Raw genomic sequence first — 20,755 nt, forward strand, 5'->3', positions numbered from 1 at the left:
TATGACTCATTTGGTTAACATTCGAAATGGACTCCTGCTTGGGGCAATCCTTCTAGGGACGGGACTCAAAGCTCAGGTCGGAAATTTCGACAGTATGAACAGCTACGTCGCTCCGCTCGAAGCGCGTCTCGCGGATATCCGTAGCTTGCCGGCAAACGCCATCGGCTCGGACGTCAAGCAGCCGGACTTTTCGATCGGGTATTTTAGTAACGACCTTGATATCGATCAAGACGTCGGACGTTTCCAATGGGATTCTCAGTGGGACTCGCTCCAACTCTCCTACGGGTACCGGAAGGCCGATTGGCGATTTGGCATTTTGGCCTCTTTCCAGGATGGCGATATCGAATCAAGGGAGATCAACGATGAGGTTCCCGACCCGGCTTTTGGCAACCTAACGCACGATGGCTGGATCGGAGGGCTTTATGTTGGATATGACTGGCATCCGTTTTCTCTTACCTTTGTAGCGGGAGAAGGGTCATCTGAAAACAAGATGGATCGCAGCAGTGATCTTGGCCCTACCTACGGTCTTTCAACTGCGGTTTTCGACACTGACAGTCAATTTCTCATCGGCACCCTAAAGATGGAGCATTTCCTCTGGGAGGACCAGTTGATCTACCCGTTTCTCAGTTTCGGTTTTGCGGAGATCGATGCAGATGGTTTCGAAGAGAGCGGCGGTCCCGATCGCCGGATTGTTTCGGATTTTAGCGATAGTCAGAACTTTCTGGAATTAGGAATAAGCTTTGAGAGCGGGCAAAACTGGTACTCGCCTGAATTTGCTTTTTCTTATTGGGTAGATCTCTCGAACGACGACGTCCTCATCGACGTGGATGCAGCGAATGGGACGAACCTCGGCACGCTTGTGGTTCCCAACGCAGTTGAAAGTCTCCTCAAAGGAAGCATCGCGTTAGATCGTAATATCTCCGACCATTGGAACATTAGAGTAGGCTTGGATTACGCCACTGGTGACTCGACGGACATCTTCGGGTTCGGTGTGCAAGCCCAGTGGACTTACTAGGCTTCATCTCCAACAGCGAATCTTGATACATGGAAAGACCGTCACACTCGCGTGTGGCGGTTTTTTATGGCCGGGTGGTTGGGCACCGGGGTATGCCTGACTTATCACGCGGTTTTTTCGATGGTTCAGTTACATTGAGCGAGTAGGACGTTTATCCTCGGGGAGGGGGGAGCTGCCTTGGAAAGCCGTTTCGATCATCTCTGGGGCGATTAGGCGAGGCTTGACGGTCCTGTTCGTCTCATAGATCGGTCACCGCGTGAAAGAAGGTGATTAGGTTCTGATCCACTGTATTGTCAAAGCCGATACGTTTGCTGATTTCCTCGAGCCGCTCGTACTCTTCCTGTGCCTTCTTCCGGTCCGTTCGAGAGACTTCTTTCAGAGGAACATCGATTGGCGCGTACCCAACGATCCAAGGTTTTATCGCTTCAGCAGGGAAGGAAGTTGCACACACCGGCTATGCTTGCTTGGTCCAAAGCTGTGGAAAGGGAACAGCCAAGGTGTTGGGTCCATCCAGCGACAGGATGGAATTCCCATCGTAGAGAACGATCCCGCTTTGGAAATCCTTGCCCGCTTGATCGGCAAGGCGACGCAGGCCTTTGCCATCCGAGCTGTTCACGCTGGCCGCCGCTTTGAATTCGACTCCCCAAACCTTGTTGCCGCGAGTGATTACGCAGTCTACCTCCACCTTGTCTTTGTCTCGATAGTGCCAGAATCGGAGATCCGGATGGGTCCAACCTGCCTCGGCGACTAGTTGCTGCAAGATGAAGGACTCCAGCAGGTGGCCGAATGGCTTGGTGAAGCGGTTTGAAACAATCCCTCTAAGGGAACTCGTTGTGCTGGAGGAAGGCCAAGGAGTCGCTCCTGTTCGGGAGGAGTTGGCAGCTCGCACTCCAAGGTGGATGGAACTGGCGAAGGGTAAGGAGAATAACTGCGTCTATTCCCAGGACAACAAAGGCTTAGCGCCTGGGGCGTTAAGCCATGTAAAGTGGTGCGGGTAGACGGAATCGAACCGACGCAACCAGTTTGGAAGACTGGAGTTCTACCACTAAACTATACCCGCTTAAGAAGTAGGGTGGGGGTTAGATCAAAAACGATGGTGGTTGGTCAAGCGTTTTGTCGATTTGAGTGAATTTGGTGTTGCTCGATGTTGGGAATTGGGACGGAAAGCAGGTGCAGGTTAAATTTCTTCGCTTTTTTTCCAAGTTAGGTCCGAAATGCCGCTACAGTTTGTACTGAGACTTTGGAGACGATTGACAGCAACTGCGTGCAAACTGCCAATTGGGGAAACTTACGCGCCGGGAAATTTCGTATGCAGAGGAAGAGCAACTGCGAAAAGATGACAATTTGGTAAGAATTAGGGTAAGTATTTAATGGTAAAAGTGACTGCTTTGGACCTCATTCCCTACTGCGTTGCGCAGTTGTCACACGTCTTTGCACGAACTTTACGTACTACCACTTATCGGTGTTGAGCAGCGGGCCCAATAGATTTCGGCCAGAAAAATGGTATTGTCTTCTCGGGTTTAGGATTCCGATCGAACGCGTCTCTTCGGAGACGGCTAGGGTAACAGCAGGCTATATTCGATCGGGAGATTTTGCTCACATACAAGAGTTGGATTCCTGGGCCGGCGATCTTAGATCGTCGGCCTTCTTGTTTGTTGGGATCGGTCAGATTTGGTCAGGGGCTTGCCAAGGCTGCTCGTTGTGGACAAATGTTTCGAGCGTATCGACTCTATCCTGTGAGACTTATCGGCAAAATAGCTTTTTCGATTTTGACCCTGACGGCATTGGGGTTCTGCGTGGCTTTCATGCTCGAGCAGATTTGGAACGGGTCGAATGATTCAGGGGCCGATGAAGTCTCACCGCCGAACATGAGTCCGCTTGTAGAAGAAGCGGTAGATGATCCTTATGAGCACTCGGCTTGGCAGGAGCAGCTTGCTGAGGAGGCGACGGACGAAATCGATTTCTCAGATCGCGTGCTTCGCGAAGGTGATCGCAAAGGGGGGCTGATCTTGGAGCTGGCCTTGGACAAGCTTTCAGCGTCTCAACTGGAGTTGCATTTTGTGGAGCTGATGGCCCGCGACTTGGATGATTATCGGGCAGTGGATTATGCAGGGCGGGTGTTGCAAGAGATCGCCCATCGTTCTCCAGAGTTGGGAGTGGCCTTGTTGAGCGCTATGGCACCGGCAGAAAAGGAGTTGCTGGTGCCTTCGGTTGCGAAAGGCTGGACGCTCAGTGATCCGGATGGGGCCTTTGCTTGGATCGAGGTCGCGTGGATTGTTGAAGATGGGGGTTACATCGACCGAGCGCTGCAAAACGACTTATATACCAACGCCATGGGTGTGCTGGTGGGAGAGCTCAGACAATACGAACAAGCGGCCGGTGTGCTGGCGGGGTTGACGGACCCGGAATTGAAGGCGGAGCTCACCGAGCAGGTCGCGCATCGCATGGTGTCCGATGGTCCTGAGAGCGCCTTGGATCGCCTGGCTGCGCTGGACACCGGCGTGTTTGACAGCTCGGTCATGGATGCGGTAGCGGAGCAGTGGGCAGCTCGAGACGGCCCTGGTGCTGCGGATTGGGTGCTAGAGAACGAAGCGGAAATGTCGCCCAAAGGAGTCCGCAGCATTGCCAAGCACTTGACCCTGGGGGCGAAGGAGGAGGCGTTGGTGGGGTTCCATGATGGCCTAGGCGAGGCGCGGAAGCGTGACACGGTCGCTTCGGAGGTGGCTCGATTGAAGGCGCGCCGGGAGCCGTTGGCTTCGGCGGAGTGGGCCCGGGCGATAGAGAGTCCGCAGTCGAGGCAGCGGGCGGTAATGGATGCGCTGTATGAAATTGGCTTCGAGGATTTTGGGAGTTCGGTGGGTTATATCGACTCTGTCTACGAGCTGCAGGACGAGACACGTTCGCCCGTCGTTTTTTCCACCTTGAAGGGTTGGCTGTCGGTGGACGTCGACGCGGTGGCGGGCTATCTCGGATCGGGCCGGGCGAATTTATCAGAGGGGTTGAGTGAGGAGTTGTTGCTGGAGATGGAGCTACTGCCGCAAGGGTAGGAAGCGACTAGGGTCGTTGGGTCGCTCCTACTATCCGCTTGCGTGGGGTGCTGGGTTTCGCCTTTTTGGCGAACGAGCATGAGAAACGTGATCTGCATGAAATGGGGTACCCGCTATGGGCCCGAGTACGTGAACCGGCTGAAGTATATGGTGAAGCGACACTTGTCGTACGAGCACCGCTTCGTCTGCTTCACGGATCGCTCCGAGGGGATCGATGCGGATGTAGAAGTTTTTCCGCTGCCGGAAATGAAACTGCCGGATGGCGCTCCCGAGCGCGGCTGGAATAAGCTCAGTATGTTCCCCGAAAACCTAGAGGATCTAGAGGGCGACACGCTTTTCTTGGATTTGGACGTGGTCATCCTTGATAGCATCGACCCATTTTTTGAGGAAGAGGGCGAATTTCTTATCATCAATGATTGGAAGTACCCGCGGCGGGTGACGGGGAACTCCTCCGTTTTCCGCTTTCGTCCCGGAGCCCATCCATATGTGCTCGATTACTTTCTGAACAACTTGGAGGACGTGCGGGCACGTTTTCGCAACGAGCAAGCGTACCTCAGCGACGCGATTCACCAGCACGGCAAGCTGAAGTACTGGCCGGCGGAGTGGTGCTGCAGCTACAAGTACCATTGCTTGCCGACGGCGCCGCTAAACTATTTCGTCAAGCCGCAGTTCCCCAAAGGCACGCGCATCGCGATCTTTCACGGTAACCCGAAGCTGCAGGAGGCCTTGGAGGGTACGAGCTTCTGGGTGCGCCGCTATTCTCGCCCCGCCAGGTGGGTCGAGGAAAATTGGCGCTGACTCGGAGCGCGACGTGGAAGAGAGTGGGGCTTTGTGAGTAAGTTCTAGAAGTTTCGGCTTAACATCGGCTGAGTGACTGCCAAGAGTTTGGGTCTATGTACGAAATGGTCGGATCCGTAAAACTTATCGAAGAAACACAGACGTTTTCTAGCGGCTTCGCGAAGCGTGAGTTTGTCATCACTACCGAGGACAAGTATCCGCAAGACGTGAAGTTCGAGGCTACGAAAGAAAAGATCGAACAGGTCGACAAGCTCAAGGTGGGCGATCACGTGAAGGTTAGCTTCAACATTCGAGGCAACGAATACAAAGGTCGCTACTATGTGAACCTACAGTCTTGGAAGATAGAAAATGCTGGTGGCGAAGTTTCACCTGCGCTCGACGCGGCTGGCTCGGAGGGCGCTTCCGGAGGCAACCTCGACGATATCGAAGAATCACCGTTCTAAGAAACGGGTGATTACTGAATAATTTGAAATGATCAAGGCAGCCTTACTGGCTGCTTTTTTGTATCCAATAATTCGTTGCATCTAAATTACCAACTGGTTTCGTCGAGCAGGGTGGCCCAGTTGGGTGGCGAGTAGCAGACGTAGGCCCAGGCGATGCGGTCGGTGCCATCGCTGTCTTTTACCCAGATGATACGGCGTTGGTAGACGCTCTTTACGCCAGGGATAAAGTTCTCCCAAGCGTCCATTTTCTTCAGAGAGTCGGCCTCGAGAGGGAATTCGAAGAGTTGGCCCTCGATCCATTTGCCGTCGAGTTCGGGAGGTGTTACTTTGGACTCGGTCTCGAGGGCGGCGAGCCAGTCGGCAAGGAGGTCTTTACTTGCGTCGAGCAACGCTAGTTCTGGCTCGACTTGCAGGATGGGGTAGCCTTCGCGCAAGCGCCACAGGTCGCCGCAGGCCAAAGCTGGGGTGATGGAAAGGGGAGGGAGGCAGTGTTGAGCGTGCTCTGGTTGGTCGCTCTTCAGTGTTCCGTATGTAAAGAGGTAGTGGGTGCTCATCTTCGAGGTAGTCATTTTGTTAGTCGTTACCTATGCAAGAGTGACGGGTTTTGAGGTATAAACGAGCGCTTTTGGGAATTTCCTCTAGCAAACTTGTTCCTAGATGCAGATTGCCGTTATGTTGCGTTGTTGCCGTGGGGCTTTTCGTGGAGCCGTATTCTAATTTGTATCCCTGATATGTGAACTATGCCACTTTCTCGCACTTATTTGCTGGTCCCGATTCGCGTGCTCATAGTCTGCGGTTACTTGAATCTCTCTTGGGTGAAGCCACTCCGGGCAGAGGATCACTTGTCGGTGAAGTGGCAGGACTACCAAGAGGACGACGGGCGAGTACGGGTGGTCTCGAGGTATGTGGGAGGGGAAAAGGCGATCACGCAAAGTCTCGCCCTGCGTTTGCATGGCGTGCACGACACGATATCGGGAGCGACCCCGACGGGATCCAACGGGCGTTCGGGCGACGAGCTAGTGTATTCGGAAATCACGGATGTGCGAAAGGCGGGAGTGGTCGATCTCGATTGGACGAATGGCATCCACAAAACGTCCTTCCAGTTTTCGCACAGCAAGGAAACCGATTTCCTATCTAAGGGCTACGCAATCTACAATACCTCCGAGTACAACAAGCGTAACACCGGACTCAGCTATGGAGTCTCCTACATCGACGACGAAATCGAACCAAGTTTCTTTTCCGAGACGCGCTACAAAGAGAGCGTCGATGGCCACTTTGGGATCAGTCAGGTGCTCGATCCGAATACGATTGCGAGCGTAACTTTCACTTACAGCAAGTTTGACGGGTATTTGGCAGATCCATACAAGTCTATCGCCAACAATTTCGAGGTATTGCCTGAGTTTTTCTTATTCCAAGAAGTGCCAGAGAATCGTCCGGATGAGCGCTTGCGTAGGATCTGGTTAGCCAACGTTAAGCGCTTTTATCCAGGTTTGAGAGGCAGCGTGGATTTCGACTACCGGTACTTTGACGATTCGTGGGGGATCGAAAGCCATACCTTCGACTTTGAATGGTATCAGAAGTTTGGCGACAGGTTTACGCTTCGCCCAAGCTATCGCTACTATACTCAGGGAGCCGCAGATTTTTATCTGACGAACTTGAACGGAGCCGATATCGATCCTTTGGATACGAAAGAAGGACTGGTTCCTTACTACTCTGCTGACTATCGGCTTGCGAAAATGGCGACGGAGACCTATGGAATAAAGGCGATTTACAAGGTTTCGGACTCGGTGTCCTGGGATGTGAGTTGGGAGCGCTACGAGATGAAAGGGAGGGACGGAAAGACGCTTGAAGAGACATTTCCGAGCGCGGACATTTTAACGATTGGAGGAAACTGGTGGTTTTAGCTGACAGATCATCGTATCGCAAAAAGATCGAGAGCCGACTCACTTTTGACGAAGTCCGGAAACTCTACCGTTTGCAGTTTCAGGCGCTAGGGACGGCTTGTTCGGTTCTGTTTTCGATTCAAGATCGTGCTACTGCGATACGCTTTTCCGAATCGGCGGTTGAATGGGTTGGTTCCTTCGAAGGAAAGTATTCCCGGTTTCTGGATACAAGCTTGTTGTCTGAAATTAACCGGCAGGCCGGAATTTCTTGGGTTCGCGTGGATGATGAGGCCGAGCACCTTTTCGCCCTTTGCGATGACTTGAATTTCATGACGCATGGTCAGCTCGATCCATCAGGGTTGCCTCTGATTTCGCTGTGGGACTATCGCCGCAAACGTGCGGAACTGCCGTGCTCCGCAGAAATATCTGCAGCCAAGAAACTTGTAGGGTGGCAGAAGGTGCAACGTCGCTCCGGGGAGGTGTTTCTTCCGGAGAAAGGCATGTGCCTCGACTTTGGCGGATTTGGAAAAGAGTACGCGGTCGACAAGGTTGCGGGATTGTCGATGTCTCATGGGATTTGTAATTGCTTGGTCGATTTCGGTCAAGATATCCGTGTCCTGGGTACGCCTCCAGATTCGCCTGCTTGGCATATCGGCTTGGAGGATCCGTCCCGACCCGGCGCGACCTGGACTGGCCTCGCTTTGTTACGGGGTGGTGGAGTTGCGTCTTCGGGCGACTACCATCGCAACTTCGTTCATGAGGGCCGTCGCTACGGACATATCATAGATTTGTCTTCTGGATATCCTGTGGCTAATGGATTGCTAGCGGTCACGGTGGTCGCTCAATCTTGCTTAGAAGCCGGGGTCCTTTCTACTGCAGCTTTCGTGGCGGGGACGGAAAAGGGAACTGAGCTTATGGAAGCTAACTTTGGTGCGGAGGCATGCTTCGTTTCGAGAAACTCTAACTATCAAACATCACAATTTTATGAATACGTTGTTCAGTCTTAAGTTTTTACGGGGAAGTGTTTTGGCGTTGGCGCTTGGCTGCTCAAGTTGTCTCGGCGCTTGGGAGCAAGGGGATTCGTTGCCCGATTTGGCGGCTTTTAGTTTGGAGGGAGACATTCCGGAGTTCGTTGGAAAGGTGACGTATGTGGACTTTTGGGCATCCTGGTGCGCTCCTTGCAAAGCGTCTTTTCCTGAGATGGAGCGTTTGTATCAGGAGAATAAGGACGCAGGATTTCAGGTGTTGGCGGTGAGCGTGGACTCGAGTGAGAAGGCGATGCAAAAGTTCCTTGATCGTGCGCAGCCGAGTTTCTCGGTGGTTTGGGATGCCAAGCAATCCTTGGTCGCTGATGCTGAGGTGGAGGTCATGCCTACCTCGTTCTTGGTCGATGCGAAAGGTGTTATCCGAGCGGTTCATTACGGCTGGCGCGGGGGTGAAACAGTGGAAGAGCTGGAGAGCGAAATCACGGAGCTGCTGCAGGAGTTGGGCAAATGAGGATGCGCCCAAGTGTCGTACGCTGGAATCTGGAGTCCGGGAAGCGGGTTTTGGGCTGGGGGCTAGCTGTGATGGGATGTTTGCTTTTTGGCGGCTGCCAGACGGTCGAGCCGTGGCAAAAAGGAAATTTGGCTGATTATAGCATGAAGTCGGATCGTGACGCGTTGGAGAACGTAATGTCGGCTCACGTGACCTTCTCTCGCGAGGCTAGCACCGGGGGAGACGGTGTCGGCGGGGATGGTTGCGGTTGTAACTAAAGTGTTAATTCACGTCGTTCGCTGTTTAGGCAGTGTAGTCGGTATTTTTTCATGAAGTGAATGTTGGCACTTGGGTGTTTCGCTACGTAGGGTGTGTTCTGCCGGAGCTACTTTTTTAAGAAGCTTCGAACGAAATTAGTCAGACCTCATCAAATACTCTACCGTGGACCGAGATACAGAACAGTTAGACAAGGCTTTGGAGCTTTGGCAGGATGTGGATATCGAACATCCTCGCCTCAATGCTCGTGTCTGGGCTCGTGTGGCAAACGAGGACAGCGAGCCAGCGGCCTTACCGAATTTCTTCAATTTGGTGCAGTCTATTTTGAATCGCCCTGTTTATGCCGCGGTTTTCGTGGTGGCATGCGTTTTGGGAGGCTTGCTGTTGGCGGAGCTCCGGGTGGCGCAGCAGCAAGTGGTTCGCGGCGAGCAACTCGCGGAGAGTTACAAGCAGGTGATCGATCCCTTGATCAAGGATACCTATCTATTCGAGTAAGTTCGATATGTGGAAATCGTTGTCAGTATTAGTGATAGGTTTGGCGTGTGGCCTCGTGGCGCACTTCAGTTACGTTGATGCTTACGCTCCTGGCTGTTTTTCAGCAGATGCCGAGTGCGAGATGGAATGGCTACGCTCGGAGCTTGACCTGTCGGAAGAGCAGTTTGCACGGATCACTCGACTGCACGGGGATCGCGAGCGTGAGATCCGAACCCTTTCTCGTAAGGTTCGGGATTTGGAGTTGCTGCTGGCGGAACTGGAAGCAGAGCGCGTCACCAACGGGTACGTCGATTACCTCGAGATTCGCAATTACTTGAAAGCGAAACGGAAACTCGACGAGGCCTGTGTGAAATCGACGAGCGACTTGATTGCTTCGGTGGGAGACGTGATGAACGTGGATCAGCGCAAACGATACTTTTCCATTGTTCAAAGCCGAATAAACTAGACCAACCAGCGCCCGCGAGGGTAGCACTTCTAGGTATTCTTTACGATTCTCCTCCACCCCTCTTCAGAGAGTCTAGTCCCCGCCCTGAACCCCATTAATGCCATCCGACAATGAGACCGACCTTGCACTGCTTGAAGAGCTGCGCAAGGGACGCGACACTGCGTTGAATGAACTCATGCAGCGGTGGCATCGCCCCTTCCTGAGTTTTGCATACCGCTATGTTCAGAGCGAAGACGATGCTCGCGATCTGGTGGAGGAACTTTTCGTGCGGGTCTACAAGAATCGGGACCGATTCAAGGAAGGTACCAAGTTTTCGGCGTGGGCTTTCACTTCGCTTTCCAATCTCTGCAAGAATTTCGAAAGATGGCGCCGACGGCATCCAGCCTTTGGCAATGACAGCCTGACCGATGACATGTCGAAGGCGGATCGAGACGTGCATCCTTTGGCCAACGCGGGAGGCGAGATTCCGCCCGACCTCGAAGCCTTAAATCAAGAGCGGATCGAGATCGTGAGAGACGCGATCAACAAGCTTCCGCACGACTTGCGGGTGACTCTAATTCTCTACCAGTACGAGGGTCTGAGCTACAAAGAGATCGGCGAAGTAGTAGGCTGCTCGATAAAGGGTGTCGAAACGCGCCTTTATCGGGCTCGCAAGGCGCTGAAAGTTATCCTTTGCAGCAAGATCGGCCCATCAGGGGACATCTGGGGCGGCGAGGAGTGAGGTATCGGGACGGTACTAGTTTGCCTCTGCGGCGGTGAGTTCGCCGTCCGCGTAGGAAAAGGTCTGCCGCAGCATGGTATTGGTTCGAACTCCAGAAGCGATCGGCGGTTCGAACTTCCATTCGGTAACGGCGGCTAGCATGGTCTCGCCGAAATCGAGGCTCGTCGCGGAGGCGATACGCGGACAGCGCACGTGGCCTAGCTCGTCGATGTAGAACTGGATGGTTGCGGTTCCGTCCACGCTGATGTCGGGTTCGACGATTTCTAAGGGGAAAGGGATAGCGTCCAACTCACCGAATTGTGCGGTGGTGACGGGCCGCTCTTCGGTACCGGATCGGGTTATGTCTGCAGGTCCTGGCGCTTGGAAGGTTTGCCACGCCAGCTTGCGGTCAACCTGAAAGCTCAAGTCGATTTGGATGGAAGAAGCGAGAGGTGTTCCATCGTAGGAGGCGGGGCTGAATTCCCACTCTTGGAGGGATTTGAGGGCCGACTTGGTGAACGCTTTGCGGGTACTTTCGAGGATAAGGGTGTCGAGCAACTCACCCTCGCTGCCGATAGCCGCGACGAGGGAAACGTGGCCTTCTTTCACGCCGATCACTCGCATCGTTCCTGGAAATCGAACATCGGTTTGTTTGGTGATTTCAATTTCCTTCAGGGTAGCATCGCTCCTGTCATTTGCCGCAGCGACACCTATACTCGTGACGAGCGCGATGGAGAAGAGGAGACAGGATTTGAGCGTTTTCATGTATTCGGTGTGGGAGCCTAACACCAATGTGATGCTCGGCACTTCAAGCGACTTTAACGTTACGCGTCGGAGCGGAGTCTATTGCACCTATAAACACGAAAACTTACTGATCCGTTCAGAGACCGCCAAAAAGATCGTCGAGCGAGCGTTCCACCTTTATGGAGGCAGCCTGTTTTTCTCGAGCGGAGGTGAGAAGAGCATCTACCATTTTGTGGAACGCGAGTGCTTGCTTGCCGTTAGCCGCCGGCTCTTCGTTGGTCTCGATAGCTTGAAGGAAGGACACTGCGAGAGCTCTAAGCTGCGAGCTCGTGCAGGAAGACTTGGCGTATTCATACTGGTTTCCATCGGCGTCGTTGCGGCGTCCATTGGCCATGTCGATGGCGCCTCGGGTACCGATGAAACTGAAGCTTTGTGCGGTTTCTCCTGGAAGTAGTGCTGCTTTGATCTGAGCGGAAATTTGAAGGCAGGCTCCGTTCTTGAACCGCACCATGCCGCTGATGCTGTCCTCGGCGGGATGCTCGAGATCGCTACCGTGCTGATCGGAATACGAACTGAAGCGGGAGGCCATGGCTTCTACGGGATCGGGCGCTCCCATCGCGAACCAAAGCGCGTCGAGAGTCTGGGTGCCGACTTCCAGCAAGGCGCCACCTCCTAGGTCACGCTCGAGTCGCCATGAATTGCCGTCGTGAGGCCAATCCGAAATCCGGATACTGGCACAGCCATGAGTCGGTTCGCCGACCTCGCCCGCTTCAACGAGTGCTTGAGCGATGGATACGCGCGGATCGAAGCGAAGCGGATTCGCCCACATGAACATTTTGCCTACGAGCCCAGCGGAGGTGACGATGTGCGATACTTCGCTGCCGCGAACGCCGACAGGAGAGGTGCAAAGTACATGCAGGCCACGATCGAAGGCTGCACCGACATGGCGTTCGTGCAGGTGGGTGGGACTGGCCACGATAACGGCGTCGACCTCGGTAGCAAGGAGGAGGTCGTCGAGCGATTCGAATAGGGAATCGTGAGCAACGCCAAGCGCTGCTGCGGCGCTGCTGCGAACCTCGCTGTCTGGATCCGCGATGGCGACGATCTCAGCGTTTTCGAGGTCTGCGAAACCAGATGCGAGGGTGGCGCCGTATCGGGCGCCCGCGAGAGCGATGCGTGTTGCCATTTGGGAAGGGTGAGGGCTGAAGAGCGGAGGGTGAAGGGATAAATTGTATTTTGGCGGGTGGTAACTTTCGTGAGAGTGATGGGAGGCAAAGGACCATCTTTCGCTGCGTGCGGTTTGTCAGCGATTGCCGCCCGCAGTGTGGTTTGCCGCTATCGGGTGTTGCCGTCGTCAGGGGCGTTTTTCCTTGGCGTAGATTGAGACCTTCGGAGTGCGGCCACCAAGGATTTGGCGAGCCCGCTTGAGGGCTTTGGCGGTGGAGAGCGTGGGATTGCTATCTTCGTCGGCGAAGAGGTTTATCGGATTGATAACCTTGATGATACCGGAGTTCTCGAAGATGCGCATGGTATCGGGGCGTACCTCGCTCACGAGTAGGATACGGTCTCGCTCGTTCATGTACTTTATCAGTTCCTCAAGGGCCATACAGCTGGTGGCGTCCAGGTTGTGGGCATTGCGTAGTTTCATGACCACTACCTTGAGGTTTACGTCGTCTGCGACGCGTCGCATCTGGTCGCGAAAGAGTTCGGAGGCGCCAAAGAAAAGTTCGCCCTCTACGTGCACAATGGACACTTCCGGGTCGGAGCGTTGCTCTTTGTTGCTTAGGTGCCCGATTTGACCGGTCTCGTCGTTGATGGCGACTTCCACGATTTCGGGGCTGGCGACTTTTTTGAGGAAGAGCGCGATGGAGACGCAGGTGCCGATGTAGATGGCGAAATCGAGCGCGAAGAGCAGGCCAGTGAGGAAGGTGACGTAGAAAGTGATGCTGTCCGAGCGGGTGCTCTTGGTGACGATCTTCAGCTGATGTTTGTTGAGGAGCGAGATCCCGATGGATATAACGACCACGGCGAGGGCGGCGGTTGGCACGTACTGCACGAAGCCCGCCAGTACGAAGGCGCTCGCAAACATGATGATGCCGGAGTAGAGTCCTGAGAGCGGGGTGAATGCGCCGGAGCCGACGTTTAGCTGGGAGCGGGTGAGCGAACCTGAAGCTGCCATACCGGAAAAGAGGGCACATCCGATGTTAGCCATGCCGACTGAGAACATTTCCTGATTAGAGTTGAGGCGAGCTCCCTCGCGAGCGGCAAGAGATTTGCCGATAGAGTTGCCCTCGAGGGTGCAGAGGAGGGCGATAGCGATAGCTGGAGAAAGCATCAGGTTGATGCTCTCCTGGCTAAGGTTCGCGGGAAATGTGAGCCCCCATTCGCTAGCGTTGAGTCCGGGCAAGAGGGCTACCGAAAAATTAGGGATGTACCGAGTGCATAAGTACGCTAGCAATGACGATAGTACGAGGGTCACTGCTACGCTGGGGAGCCGTTTGACGAATCTCTCGAGGACTATGAAAATGGCTGCGGTAGCGACGCTGAGCCCGAAAGTTGCCCATTGCACTTCGCTTAGGTGGCGTATCGTCAGGTCGACGACCTGGAAGAAGGTGGAAGCCTCGGCTTTTTCCTCGGCCGTGAAATCGAAGCCGAGAGTCTTGCGAAGCTGGTTGGCGATAATCAGAGAGGCAGCGGCAGTGATGTAACCGGTGATTACGGTTCGAGACACGTACTGGATGAGGCTTGCTACACGGAGGAGCGAACCGATCACGAGCACGATTCCGACCAAAAGCACAAGTAGTGGAAGGTTGGATACCGCTTCTTGCTCCGATACTATGCCGAGCACCGTAAAGGAACTTAGGACCATGACGGAGGTAGCGTTCGTCGGGCCGAGCGTGATGTATTTCGACCCTGCGAAAAACGCTCCGATGATGGTGGCGACTACTGAGCCGAATATTCCGTAGCGTAGCGGCAGTCCTGCGATAGCGGCGTAAGCCATACCTTGTGGGAAGGCGAGAAGGGCGACGTTGAGTGCTGCTCTAAAATCTCCGGAGAACGCTTTCCCATTGTAGCCAGCCGCGGTTTTTCTCAGAGGGAAGAGATCGATCCCGATGCGGCGTTTCTTGGCGGGTTTGCTTTGTGTTTCGTCGCTTGGCGAGGAGTCTAACATAGTGGGAGGAAGTCGTCCGTTTTTCTAATGTTGAAATGTGCTTAGAAAGAGAAGGCATGCAAGCGAAGCTTTGACTCCCGCAATACGGTGGCAATCTGACGTTGCGGTGGAGGGCAATGCGCCTTGAATGGGACGCTCATGAGTTCGAAAGAGTCCAGTATCGCCGTAGAAAGCGGCAGCTTTGCAGCGGCCAATGTGGTTTGCTTATTTTTAGGCAACAGCAAAATTGTGACCCAGCACGGTCAAAACTGCGGCAAGTTAAAAGCTTTCGCCGTCGGCGATCACGCGGTCGAGGAAGCTAAGTCCAGACTCTCTCAACTTGGTCGGCTTGAGAATTTAGTGGAAGTGGAATCAGGAGTGTTCTTCGCGGCGCTCGATGAGATGGAGCTACCGGAGGCGTTAGCGGCAGACGGTTGGAAAGCCCTCTCGCTGCGTGAATTTTACGAGGAGACCAAACTTCCCGAAGTCACGGTTTCCCGGATTCGAGCGAACGCGATCCGTATCCCTTACCTCTACCTCAATTCAAACGAATACATTTACCGCTTTCGAGCGGAGAAGGAGCGGAATCGAAAGATCTACCAGGTAGACGACGACTCTGTTGCTCTCTACCACAGTGCCCTTTGCGACGCTATCAAGGCGGTGAAACGCTCTAAGGAACGCTCTGCGACCACGCCTGCTCGGCTCGATTTTGGGGCTACCGAATTTTTGCTTCCCAGCCATTTTGGATTCTGCCTCGGAGTGCAAAACGCCATTGAGAGGGCTTACGAAACGCTAGCGGCCAATCCTGGAAAGCGTGTTTTCATGCTCAGCGAGCTGATCCATAATCCTTTCGTCAACCAGGACCTTCAGTCGCGCGGGCTCAAGTACTTGCAAAGCGACAAAGGGGTACCGCTACTCGAAGCCGAGACGGGGCGTCCCTACTGGGATAGCCTCAGCGACCAGGATATCGTGATCATTCCCGCTTTCGGCGCTCGCGACGAAGACAAGCTGCGCCTCATCGAGCGCGGCCTGCCGATTCGGCAGTACGACGCCACCTGCATGCTAGTGGAAAAGGTTTGGAAAGCGGCCCGTCGTTACGGCCAGCAAGGTTACACCATCGTTATCCATGGCAAGGCTGAGCATGAAGAGACTAAGGCTACTTTTTCCAACAGCGCGAAGTACGCGCCCTCGGTGGTGATACGCGACATGAAGGAAGCTGGCCTGCTGGGCGATGTGATCCGGGCTCAGTCCGTGGAGGAAAAACGGCGCTTGTTCGAGCCCTTCCTCTCGCGCTCCTCGGTCGGTTTCGATCCGAGCAAGGACCTCGATCGACTCGCCCTCGTCAACCAGACGACGCTCCTACGCAACGAGACTCTCAAGATTATCGCCTATCTCGAGGAGGCACTGACGGAAGCGTATGGGGAGGCGCATATTACGGACCACCTCGCCATGAGCAGCAAGGGAGACACGCTCTGCTACGCAACACAGGTCAACCAAGACGCCCTCGCCAAGGCACTCGACGAAGACATCGACGCGGCCCTCGTGGTGGGTGGTAAGAACAGTTCGAATACGTTCCAACTTTTTCGGCTGTGCCAGGATCGCTTTGGCGATCGGGCGTTCTACATCCAGAGCGAGGCGAACATCCTCTCTCGGTCTGAGATCGAGCATTTCATTTTCCCTTACGACCCCAAGGATCCCAAGCAAGGTCTCATGGAGAAGCGCTCCTTCTTACCTGAGAAAGAGCGTATCCGTGTATTGGTGACCGGTGGCGCGTCTTGCCCCGATGGTATCCTGCAGCAAATCATTTGCCGCATAAACAGCTTCTTTCCCTCCGAAAAGATTCGATCGATCGAAAGCGTGCTGGAGGAGATCGAGTAGGCGGTTGTATGCGCTGACAGGGCGGCAGGCCCCCGCTCGAACCGTTTTTCGCATGTGCTTGCTTTGGGAAGGGCGGGTATCACTATCCGAGTTTATGAGAACTTCTAACCCTGCTCTTTCAGATAAGGCGTTTCGTGTCGATCAACCAGTCGCCGGAGCGAAGGTTATGACCATTAACGGTACGGTAAACAAGACTGGCATCTTGCTTTGCCTGCTTTGGGTTGCGGCGCTCTTCACGTGGGACAAGACGATGTCCCTGGTGCAGGCGGGAGAGAATCCGGCGGTATTGTACCCGTGGATGATTGGTGGAGCCATCGGCGGTTTTGTGATCGCGCTGATCACTGTTTTCAAGAAAACGGCAGCTCCGTTCACTGCTCCGCTCTACGCCATCGTGGAGGGGCTTTTCCTTGGTGTGCTCTCTGCCTTTTTCGAAGTGCAGTTCCCGGGAATCGTTTTCCAAGCGGTGCTGCTGACATTTGGCACCCTGCTGGCGCTCTTGTTCGCCTACAAAACGGGATTGATCAAGGCGACCGAGAATTTCAAGTTAGGTGTGGCGGCTGCCACAGGTGGCATCTTTGTGGTCTATATGATCTCCATGGTGCTCGGATTCTTTGGTGTATCTATTCCGCTGATACATGAAAGCGGAGTCGTGGGGATTGGCTTCAGCTTGTTCGTCGTGGTGATCGCGGCCCTCAATCTCGTGCTCGATTTCGACTTCATCGAAAACGGCGCGGAGCAGGGTGCTCCCAAGTACCTCGAATGGTATGCGGCGTTTGGCTTGCTGGTGACCTTGATCTGGCTGTACATCGAACTGCTGCGACTGCTGTCGAAGCTGAGGAGCCGGTAGGGCGAGATCGATTTAGGCGATCGCGTGACTAGCGTTTCTTGGGGCGAGTTTACTTCTTAGCCTGACTTGAAGAAGATGTTTCGGATCTTCTTCGCTCCTTCGATTTTGTGCAGGTTTTGCAGGATGAGACGCTTATTGAACTCGAGTTCTTGGCGTATTACGGGGTTGGATACGGCGATGATGAGGGTGCGGCCATTATCGATGCGGTTTGGAGCGCAGTTTTTGGCATTCGCGGCCCCGACGATTTGAGTCCAGTTCTTGACGATCTTATTCTCGAGAGAGTCTTGGCCGATTTTGTATTTTGTGAGGATGCGGTCCAAGACGCTGGACATGGGGCGCTCGGTTTTTGGAGCTTCGCCGGGATAGTTCTCCGGGATGCCGCGAAAGTTGGCGATGAGTCGCTCCACGCTTTTGCGAAACTTGTAGGGTTGTTCGGCCACGAGGGAACGGTGAAGGGAGAACGTTGAAGTGTGAAGATGATTCTTCGGAGAACTGGACGCTCTTCCTAGGGCTTGAAGAGAATCTTGCCCGTTTTGCCGGCGGTTTGGGAGTGCTCTAGAGCTGTCTGCCAATCCTCGAGTGGGTAGGTGGCCGCGACGGGGACGCGTATTTTTGCGTTTTCCATGAAGTTGAAGACTTCGTTGTGGAGGGCTAGGATCTCTTCGCGAGGGGCGGTCGCGTACCACTTGCTGACCCAAAAGCCGCGTAGGCGGATGTCGTTGAAAATCAAATACCGCGTCGGGAATGGGGCTGGTTCGCGGTCCATGGCCCCGAAGGTGATGAGGGTACCGCCGTTTGCGAGCATCTTGCACATGCCCAGAGCACTGGAGCCACCGACGGAATTGAGGGCGATTTTCGCTCGTTTCCCCCAGGTTTCCTCAAGGGCAGCTTTTGCTGCGTCACGATCGTCGACGAGCACAATGCTGGCGCCGAGTTTCTTGAGGTGGCTCTCGGCGTCGAGATTGCGCACCAAGTTGATGGTTTTGATACCGAGGTGGCTGGCGATTTGTATCACAAGTTTACCTACAGCGGATGTAGCCGCGTTTTGCACGATGATGTCGCCAGCTTGGAGCTTGGCGAAGTCGTGCATGAGTTTCCATGCGGTGGCGGGATTGACCCATCCCATTGCCGCTTGTTCGATGGGGAGTTTTTCGGGAGCGGGGAAGAGCTCATCGCAGTTGGCGATGGCATGGCTTTGCCAAGAACCGATTACGCTAGGCACGAAGACGTGTTGACCTACTCTGAAGGCGCAGTCCGAGCTTCCGACCGCGATGACCTCGGCGACGCCTTCGAGTCCGGCTGTGGCAGGGAGCTTAGCGAGCTCGCCATACGTGCCGCCGATGCGTCCGAAGTCTGCGGGGTTGATGGGGGCGGCGAGGACTTTCAGCAGGGCCTGTTTGCGGCCGAGTTCGGGAAGCTCTGTGCTTTCCAGGCTGAGGGCTTCCTCGGGCTTGCCGAAGGTTTCGTATCGAAGTGCGGTCGTTTTGTGCATGGCCATTTGGTAGCAAGAGAATGGAACAAGCTGGGCTTGGCAACGAACTTGATGGCGTACGGACCTTGATCGGGGTTAGAAGCGTGGTGTTTAGTTGAGTTACTAATAGGCAGCTTTAGGTTAACTGCAAATGACGAGGGTATATCTCAGGCATCCAGAGCGCAGGGATGGGAAAGAGTTTGTCGCGGCCACGAAGGCGAGCGTCACTTTGCACCAACCCTGGGTGTATCCAGCCCGGGAGTTGAGAGGCTACGAGAAGTATTTGGATCGTATCCAAGATGTTAGGCATGCTGGATATTTTGTGTGCTGCGTTAGCGACGATCGCATCGCGGGTCTAATCAACCTTGGCGAAATTGTGAGAGGCGCCTTCCAGAATGCCTACGTAGGTTATTGGGCAGTGACTGGGTTTGCAGGACAAGGGTTGATGAAGGAAGGCTTGGCTCTGGTGGTGCAGAGAGCTTTTTCGGAGCACGGACTGCATCGGCTGGAAGCGAATATCCAACCCGGTAATTTTTCGTCGCGAGGCTTGGTGGAGCGTTTGGGCTTCCGTCTCGAAGGCTTTTCTCCCAAGTACCTGCAGGTCGGAGGGGAGTGGAAAGACCACGAGCGCTGGGCCCTCACCAAAGAGGAGTGGACAGGGGTGGATGCGAGGGTGGGTCGAGCGAAGGGACCCGCCTGATCGATTCAGTCGACGATGGCTTGGTGGACAAGGGCTCTGAGTTTACCGTGGTCCGTTAGGCCGTCGGCTGGCCTAACTTGGGTGAAATAAACCACGACGAGCTCTTCATTAGGGTCGACCCAGTAGGTCGAGTGGTAGGCGCCGCCCCATCCGTATTCGCCGTCCGATCCTGTGACACCGCGCCTTCCGAGGTCTTCGATGACATAGAATCCGAGACCGAACCCAGTCCCTCGGTCCCAAGGAAACTCGACGCCTTCGGCGAGATGGTTACGGGTCATGAGCTCGATGGATTTGCGTGAGAGGATTCGCGTGCCCTCGTACTCTCCCTCGTTGAGGAGCATTTGAAGGAAAACAGCGTAGTCGTTTGCAGTGGAAAGTAGGCCAGCGCCTCCGGAGAAACTCACTCGTGGGCCGTCCAGGTAGTGGCCTTGGGCGTCCATCGTACCCTCGTCTGGTCCTCGCTTAAGTCCCCTGTCACTGGAATATGAATACACCGTTGAAAAGCGTTTCTCTTTTTCGCTGGGGAGGTAGAAGTGGGTATCATCCATGCCGAGCGGATCGAGGATTTTCTGGGTTAGCAGAGCGTCTAAAGGCAAGCCTGATGCGACTTCTATCAGGGCTCCGAGGATGTCGGTATTGTAACCGTATACGAATTTCTCGCCCGGGTGTGAGTCGAAGGGGAGGGACGCAAGCTTTCGAACAGTTTCGCGAATGGGTTCGCCTCGATCTGCAAAGTACCAGCCGTCGATGCCGGCTTCCTGCCAAAGCGGGTCGCTGGCGCGACCGTAGCCGATACCGGATGTATGAGTGAGGAGATCGCGGATAGTGATTTGGCGTTTGGCAGGCACGTTCACCTGCTCGCCTGCCTCGTTGGTCTCGGCGACGAGGGTGTTAGCGAATTCAGGCAGGTATTTAGATACGGGGTCGCTGATGAGTAGCTTCCCTTCCTCTTGCAGGGCCATAGTAGCGACGCTCACGATGGCTTTCGTCTGGGAAGCGATCCGGAAGATAGTTTTGTCGCTCATGGGTGCCGAACTTTCGATGTCTTGCTTCCCGTAGACGCCAAGGTGAGCTCTTTGACCGTGTCTTGCTACGAGCACTACAGCCCCGGGGAGTTCTCCGTCGTCGACCATTTTCTGCAAAACAGAGTCGAGCCTCTCGAGTCGCTGGCTCGACATCCCGAGTTTTTCCGGTTTCGCGGAAGCTATCGGTTTCGACATCGAGAGGCAGGGGCTGAAGAGGGCGAGGCCTGCGATGATTGTGAGGGCGAGAGTTTTTTTGGAGAAGTCGGGCATGAGATTACTTTTCAATTTTTGCAGAAAAGGTAGCAAGAGGATTGTCCGGTCGTTTATCGGTGAGTCTATAGGGGAGCCATCGGATGGCGTC

The 20,755-nt window shown here is 54.5% G+C and carries 23 protein-coding genes and 1 tRNA gene; 14 read left to right on the forward strand and 10 right to left on the reverse strand.

All coding sequences use genetic code 11. The features are described from left to right. Position 1 precedes the first annotated feature (1 nt). A complete protein-coding gene (locus QEH53_RS13040; protein ID WP_309023645.1) occupies positions 2–1,015 on the forward strand; it encodes an autotransporter outer membrane beta-barrel domain-containing protein in 1,014 nt (337 codons plus the stop codon). A gap of 238 nt (positions 1,016–1,253) precedes the next feature. Here the strand turns inward: QEH53_RS13040 and QEH53_RS13045 are convergent, their stop codons facing one another. The 3 genes from QEH53_RS13045 to QEH53_RS13055 all read right to left on the reverse strand — a co-directional run bounded on the left by QEH53_RS13045 (position 1,254) and on the right by QEH53_RS13055 (position 2,075). Continuing rightward, on the reverse strand, positions 1,254–1,466 hold the full coding sequence (locus QEH53_RS13045; RefSeq protein ID WP_309023646.1) for a hypothetical protein: 213 nt from the start codon (positions 1,464–1,466) through the stop codon (positions 1,254–1,256). 3 nt (positions 1,467–1,469) lie between these two features. Then, positions 1,470–1,904, reverse strand: coding sequence for a DUF4143 domain-containing protein (locus QEH53_RS13050; RefSeq protein ID WP_309023647.1), 435 nt, complete (start codon positions 1,902–1,904; stop codon positions 1,470–1,472). Between the two features lie 97 nt (positions 1,905–2,001). After that, positions 2,002–2,075: transfer RNA gene (locus QEH53_RS13055), tRNA-Gly, on the reverse strand. Between the two features lie 808 nt (positions 2,076–2,883). On the opposite strand from QEH53_RS13055, the gene QEH53_RS13060 reads away from it, so the two are divergent. From QEH53_RS13060 to QEH53_RS13070, 3 genes are all read left to right on the forward strand, one after another. Further along, complete coding sequence (locus QEH53_RS13060; RefSeq protein ID WP_309023648.1) at positions 2,884–4,062, forward strand: hypothetical protein; 1,179 nt, start codon at positions 2,884–2,886, stop codon at positions 4,060–4,062. A gap of 78 nt (positions 4,063–4,140) precedes the next feature. After that, positions 4,141–4,860, forward strand: a complete 720-nt coding sequence (locus QEH53_RS13065) for a hypothetical protein (RefSeq protein ID WP_309023649.1) — start codon at positions 4,141–4,143, stop codon at positions 4,858–4,860. A gap of 95 nt (positions 4,861–4,955) precedes the next feature. Next, positions 4,956–5,303 carry a DUF3127 domain-containing protein gene (locus QEH53_RS13070; protein ID WP_309023650.1) on the forward strand — a complete coding sequence of 116 codons (348 nt, stop codon included), beginning with the start codon at positions 4,956–4,958 and terminating at the stop codon, positions 5,301–5,303. An 86-nt stretch (positions 5,304–5,389) separates the two neighbouring features. Here the strand turns inward: QEH53_RS13070 and QEH53_RS13075 are convergent, their stop codons facing one another. After that, a complete protein-coding gene (locus QEH53_RS13075; RefSeq protein WP_309023651.1) occupies positions 5,390–5,872 on the reverse strand; it encodes a gamma-glutamylcyclotransferase family protein in 483 nt (160 codons plus the stop codon). Between the two features lie 171 nt (positions 5,873–6,043). On the opposite strand from QEH53_RS13075, the gene QEH53_RS13080 reads away from it, so the two are divergent. From QEH53_RS13080 to QEH53_RS13105, 7 genes are all read left to right on the forward strand, one after another. After that, on the forward strand, positions 6,044–7,207 hold the full coding sequence (locus tag QEH53_RS13080; protein WP_309023652.1) for a DUF3570 domain-containing protein: 1,164 nt from the start codon (positions 6,044–6,046) through the stop codon (positions 7,205–7,207). Then, entirely contained in the window at positions 7,198–8,193 is a 996-nt protein-coding gene (locus QEH53_RS13085; protein ID WP_309023653.1) for an FAD:protein FMN transferase, read from the forward strand. The genes QEH53_RS13080 and QEH53_RS13085 overlap by 10 nt, the downstream gene beginning before the upstream one ends. Further along, a complete protein-coding gene (locus QEH53_RS13090) occupies positions 8,171–8,683 on the forward strand; it encodes a TlpA disulfide reductase family protein (RefSeq protein WP_309023654.1) in 513 nt (170 codons plus the stop codon). The genes QEH53_RS13085 and QEH53_RS13090 overlap by 23 nt, the downstream gene beginning before the upstream one ends. A gap of 71 nt (positions 8,684–8,754) precedes the next feature. Beyond that, positions 8,755–8,940, forward strand: a complete 186-nt coding sequence (locus QEH53_RS24185) for a DUF4266 domain-containing protein (protein WP_345785720.1) — start codon at positions 8,755–8,757, stop codon at positions 8,938–8,940. Between the two features lie 163 nt (positions 8,941–9,103). Continuing rightward, positions 9,104–9,433 carry a hypothetical protein gene (locus tag QEH53_RS13095; RefSeq protein ID WP_309023655.1) on the forward strand — a complete coding sequence of 110 codons (330 nt, stop codon included), beginning with the start codon at positions 9,104–9,106 and terminating at the stop codon, positions 9,431–9,433. Positions 9,434–9,554: 121 nt separating this feature from the next. Next, positions 9,555–9,878, forward strand: a complete 324-nt coding sequence (locus tag QEH53_RS13100) for a hypothetical protein (RefSeq protein ID WP_309023656.1) — start codon at positions 9,555–9,557, stop codon at positions 9,876–9,878. A gap of 97 nt (positions 9,879–9,975) precedes the next feature. Continuing rightward, entirely contained in the window at positions 9,976–10,599 is a 624-nt protein-coding gene (locus QEH53_RS13105) for a sigma-70 family RNA polymerase sigma factor (RefSeq protein WP_309023657.1), read from the forward strand. Positions 10,600–10,614: 15 nt separating this feature from the next. On the opposite strand, the gene QEH53_RS13110 is transcribed toward QEH53_RS13105, so the two are convergent. The 3 genes from QEH53_RS13110 to QEH53_RS13120 form a co-directional block, all read right to left on the reverse strand. Next, positions 10,615–11,343: an energy transducer TonB gene (locus tag QEH53_RS13110; protein ID WP_309023658.1), complete on the reverse strand. Its 729-nt coding sequence runs from the start codon at positions 11,341–11,343 to the stop codon at positions 10,615–10,617. A 115-nt stretch (positions 11,344–11,458) separates the two neighbouring features. Continuing rightward, entirely contained in the window at positions 11,459–12,508 is a 1,050-nt protein-coding gene (locus QEH53_RS13115; RefSeq protein WP_309023659.1) for a Gfo/Idh/MocA family oxidoreductase, read from the reverse strand. 168 nt (positions 12,509–12,676) lie between these two features. After that, complete coding sequence (locus QEH53_RS13120) at positions 12,677–14,494, reverse strand: SulP family inorganic anion transporter (protein WP_309023660.1); 1,818 nt, start codon at positions 14,492–14,494, stop codon at positions 12,677–12,679. A 138-nt stretch (positions 14,495–14,632) separates the two neighbouring features. Here QEH53_RS13120 and ispH point away from each other — a divergent pair, with 138 nt between their 5' ends. Together ispH and QEH53_RS13130 are read left to right on the forward strand one after the other, a co-directional pair. Further along, positions 14,633–16,351, forward strand: coding sequence for a 4-hydroxy-3-methylbut-2-enyl diphosphate reductase (gene ispH / locus QEH53_RS13125; protein ID WP_309023661.1), 1,719 nt, complete (start codon positions 14,633–14,635; stop codon positions 16,349–16,351). Positions 16,352–16,445: 94 nt separating this feature from the next. After that, the gene (locus tag QEH53_RS13130; protein ID WP_309023662.1) at positions 16,446–17,198 is read left to right on the forward strand and encodes a Bax inhibitor-1/YccA family protein; all 753 of its coding nucleotides are present in this window, start codon (positions 16,446–16,448) and stop codon (positions 17,196–17,198) included. Between the two features lie 56 nt (positions 17,199–17,254). On the opposite strand, the gene QEH53_RS13135 is transcribed toward QEH53_RS13130, so the two are convergent. Continuing rightward, positions 17,255–17,638 (reverse strand): DUF721 domain-containing protein, encoded by a 384-nt coding sequence (locus QEH53_RS13135; RefSeq protein WP_309023663.1) that lies wholly within the window; start codon positions 17,636–17,638, stop codon positions 17,255–17,257. A gap of 65 nt (positions 17,639–17,703) precedes the next feature. Then, positions 17,704–18,690, reverse strand: coding sequence for a 2-enoyl thioester reductase domain-containing protein (locus tag QEH53_RS13140; protein ID WP_309023664.1), 987 nt, complete (start codon positions 18,688–18,690; stop codon positions 17,704–17,706). Between the two features lie 130 nt (positions 18,691–18,820). On the opposite strand from QEH53_RS13140, the gene QEH53_RS13145 reads away from it, so the two are divergent. After that, positions 18,821–19,369, forward strand: coding sequence for a GNAT family protein (locus tag QEH53_RS13145; RefSeq protein WP_309023665.1), 549 nt, complete (start codon positions 18,821–18,823; stop codon positions 19,367–19,369). Between the two features lie 5 nt (positions 19,370–19,374). Here QEH53_RS13145 and QEH53_RS13150 read toward each other — a convergent pair whose 3' ends face one another. Next, a complete protein-coding gene (locus tag QEH53_RS13150; protein ID WP_309023666.1) occupies positions 19,375–20,664 on the reverse strand; it encodes a serine hydrolase domain-containing protein in 1,290 nt (429 codons plus the stop codon). Between the last annotated feature and the right edge of the window lie 91 nt (positions 20,665–20,755).

This window comes from Pelagicoccus sp. SDUM812002 (genome assembly GCF_031127835.1).
In the GTDB taxonomy this organism is placed as follows: domain Bacteria; phylum Verrucomicrobiota; class Verrucomicrobiia; order Opitutales; family Opitutaceae; genus Pelagicoccus.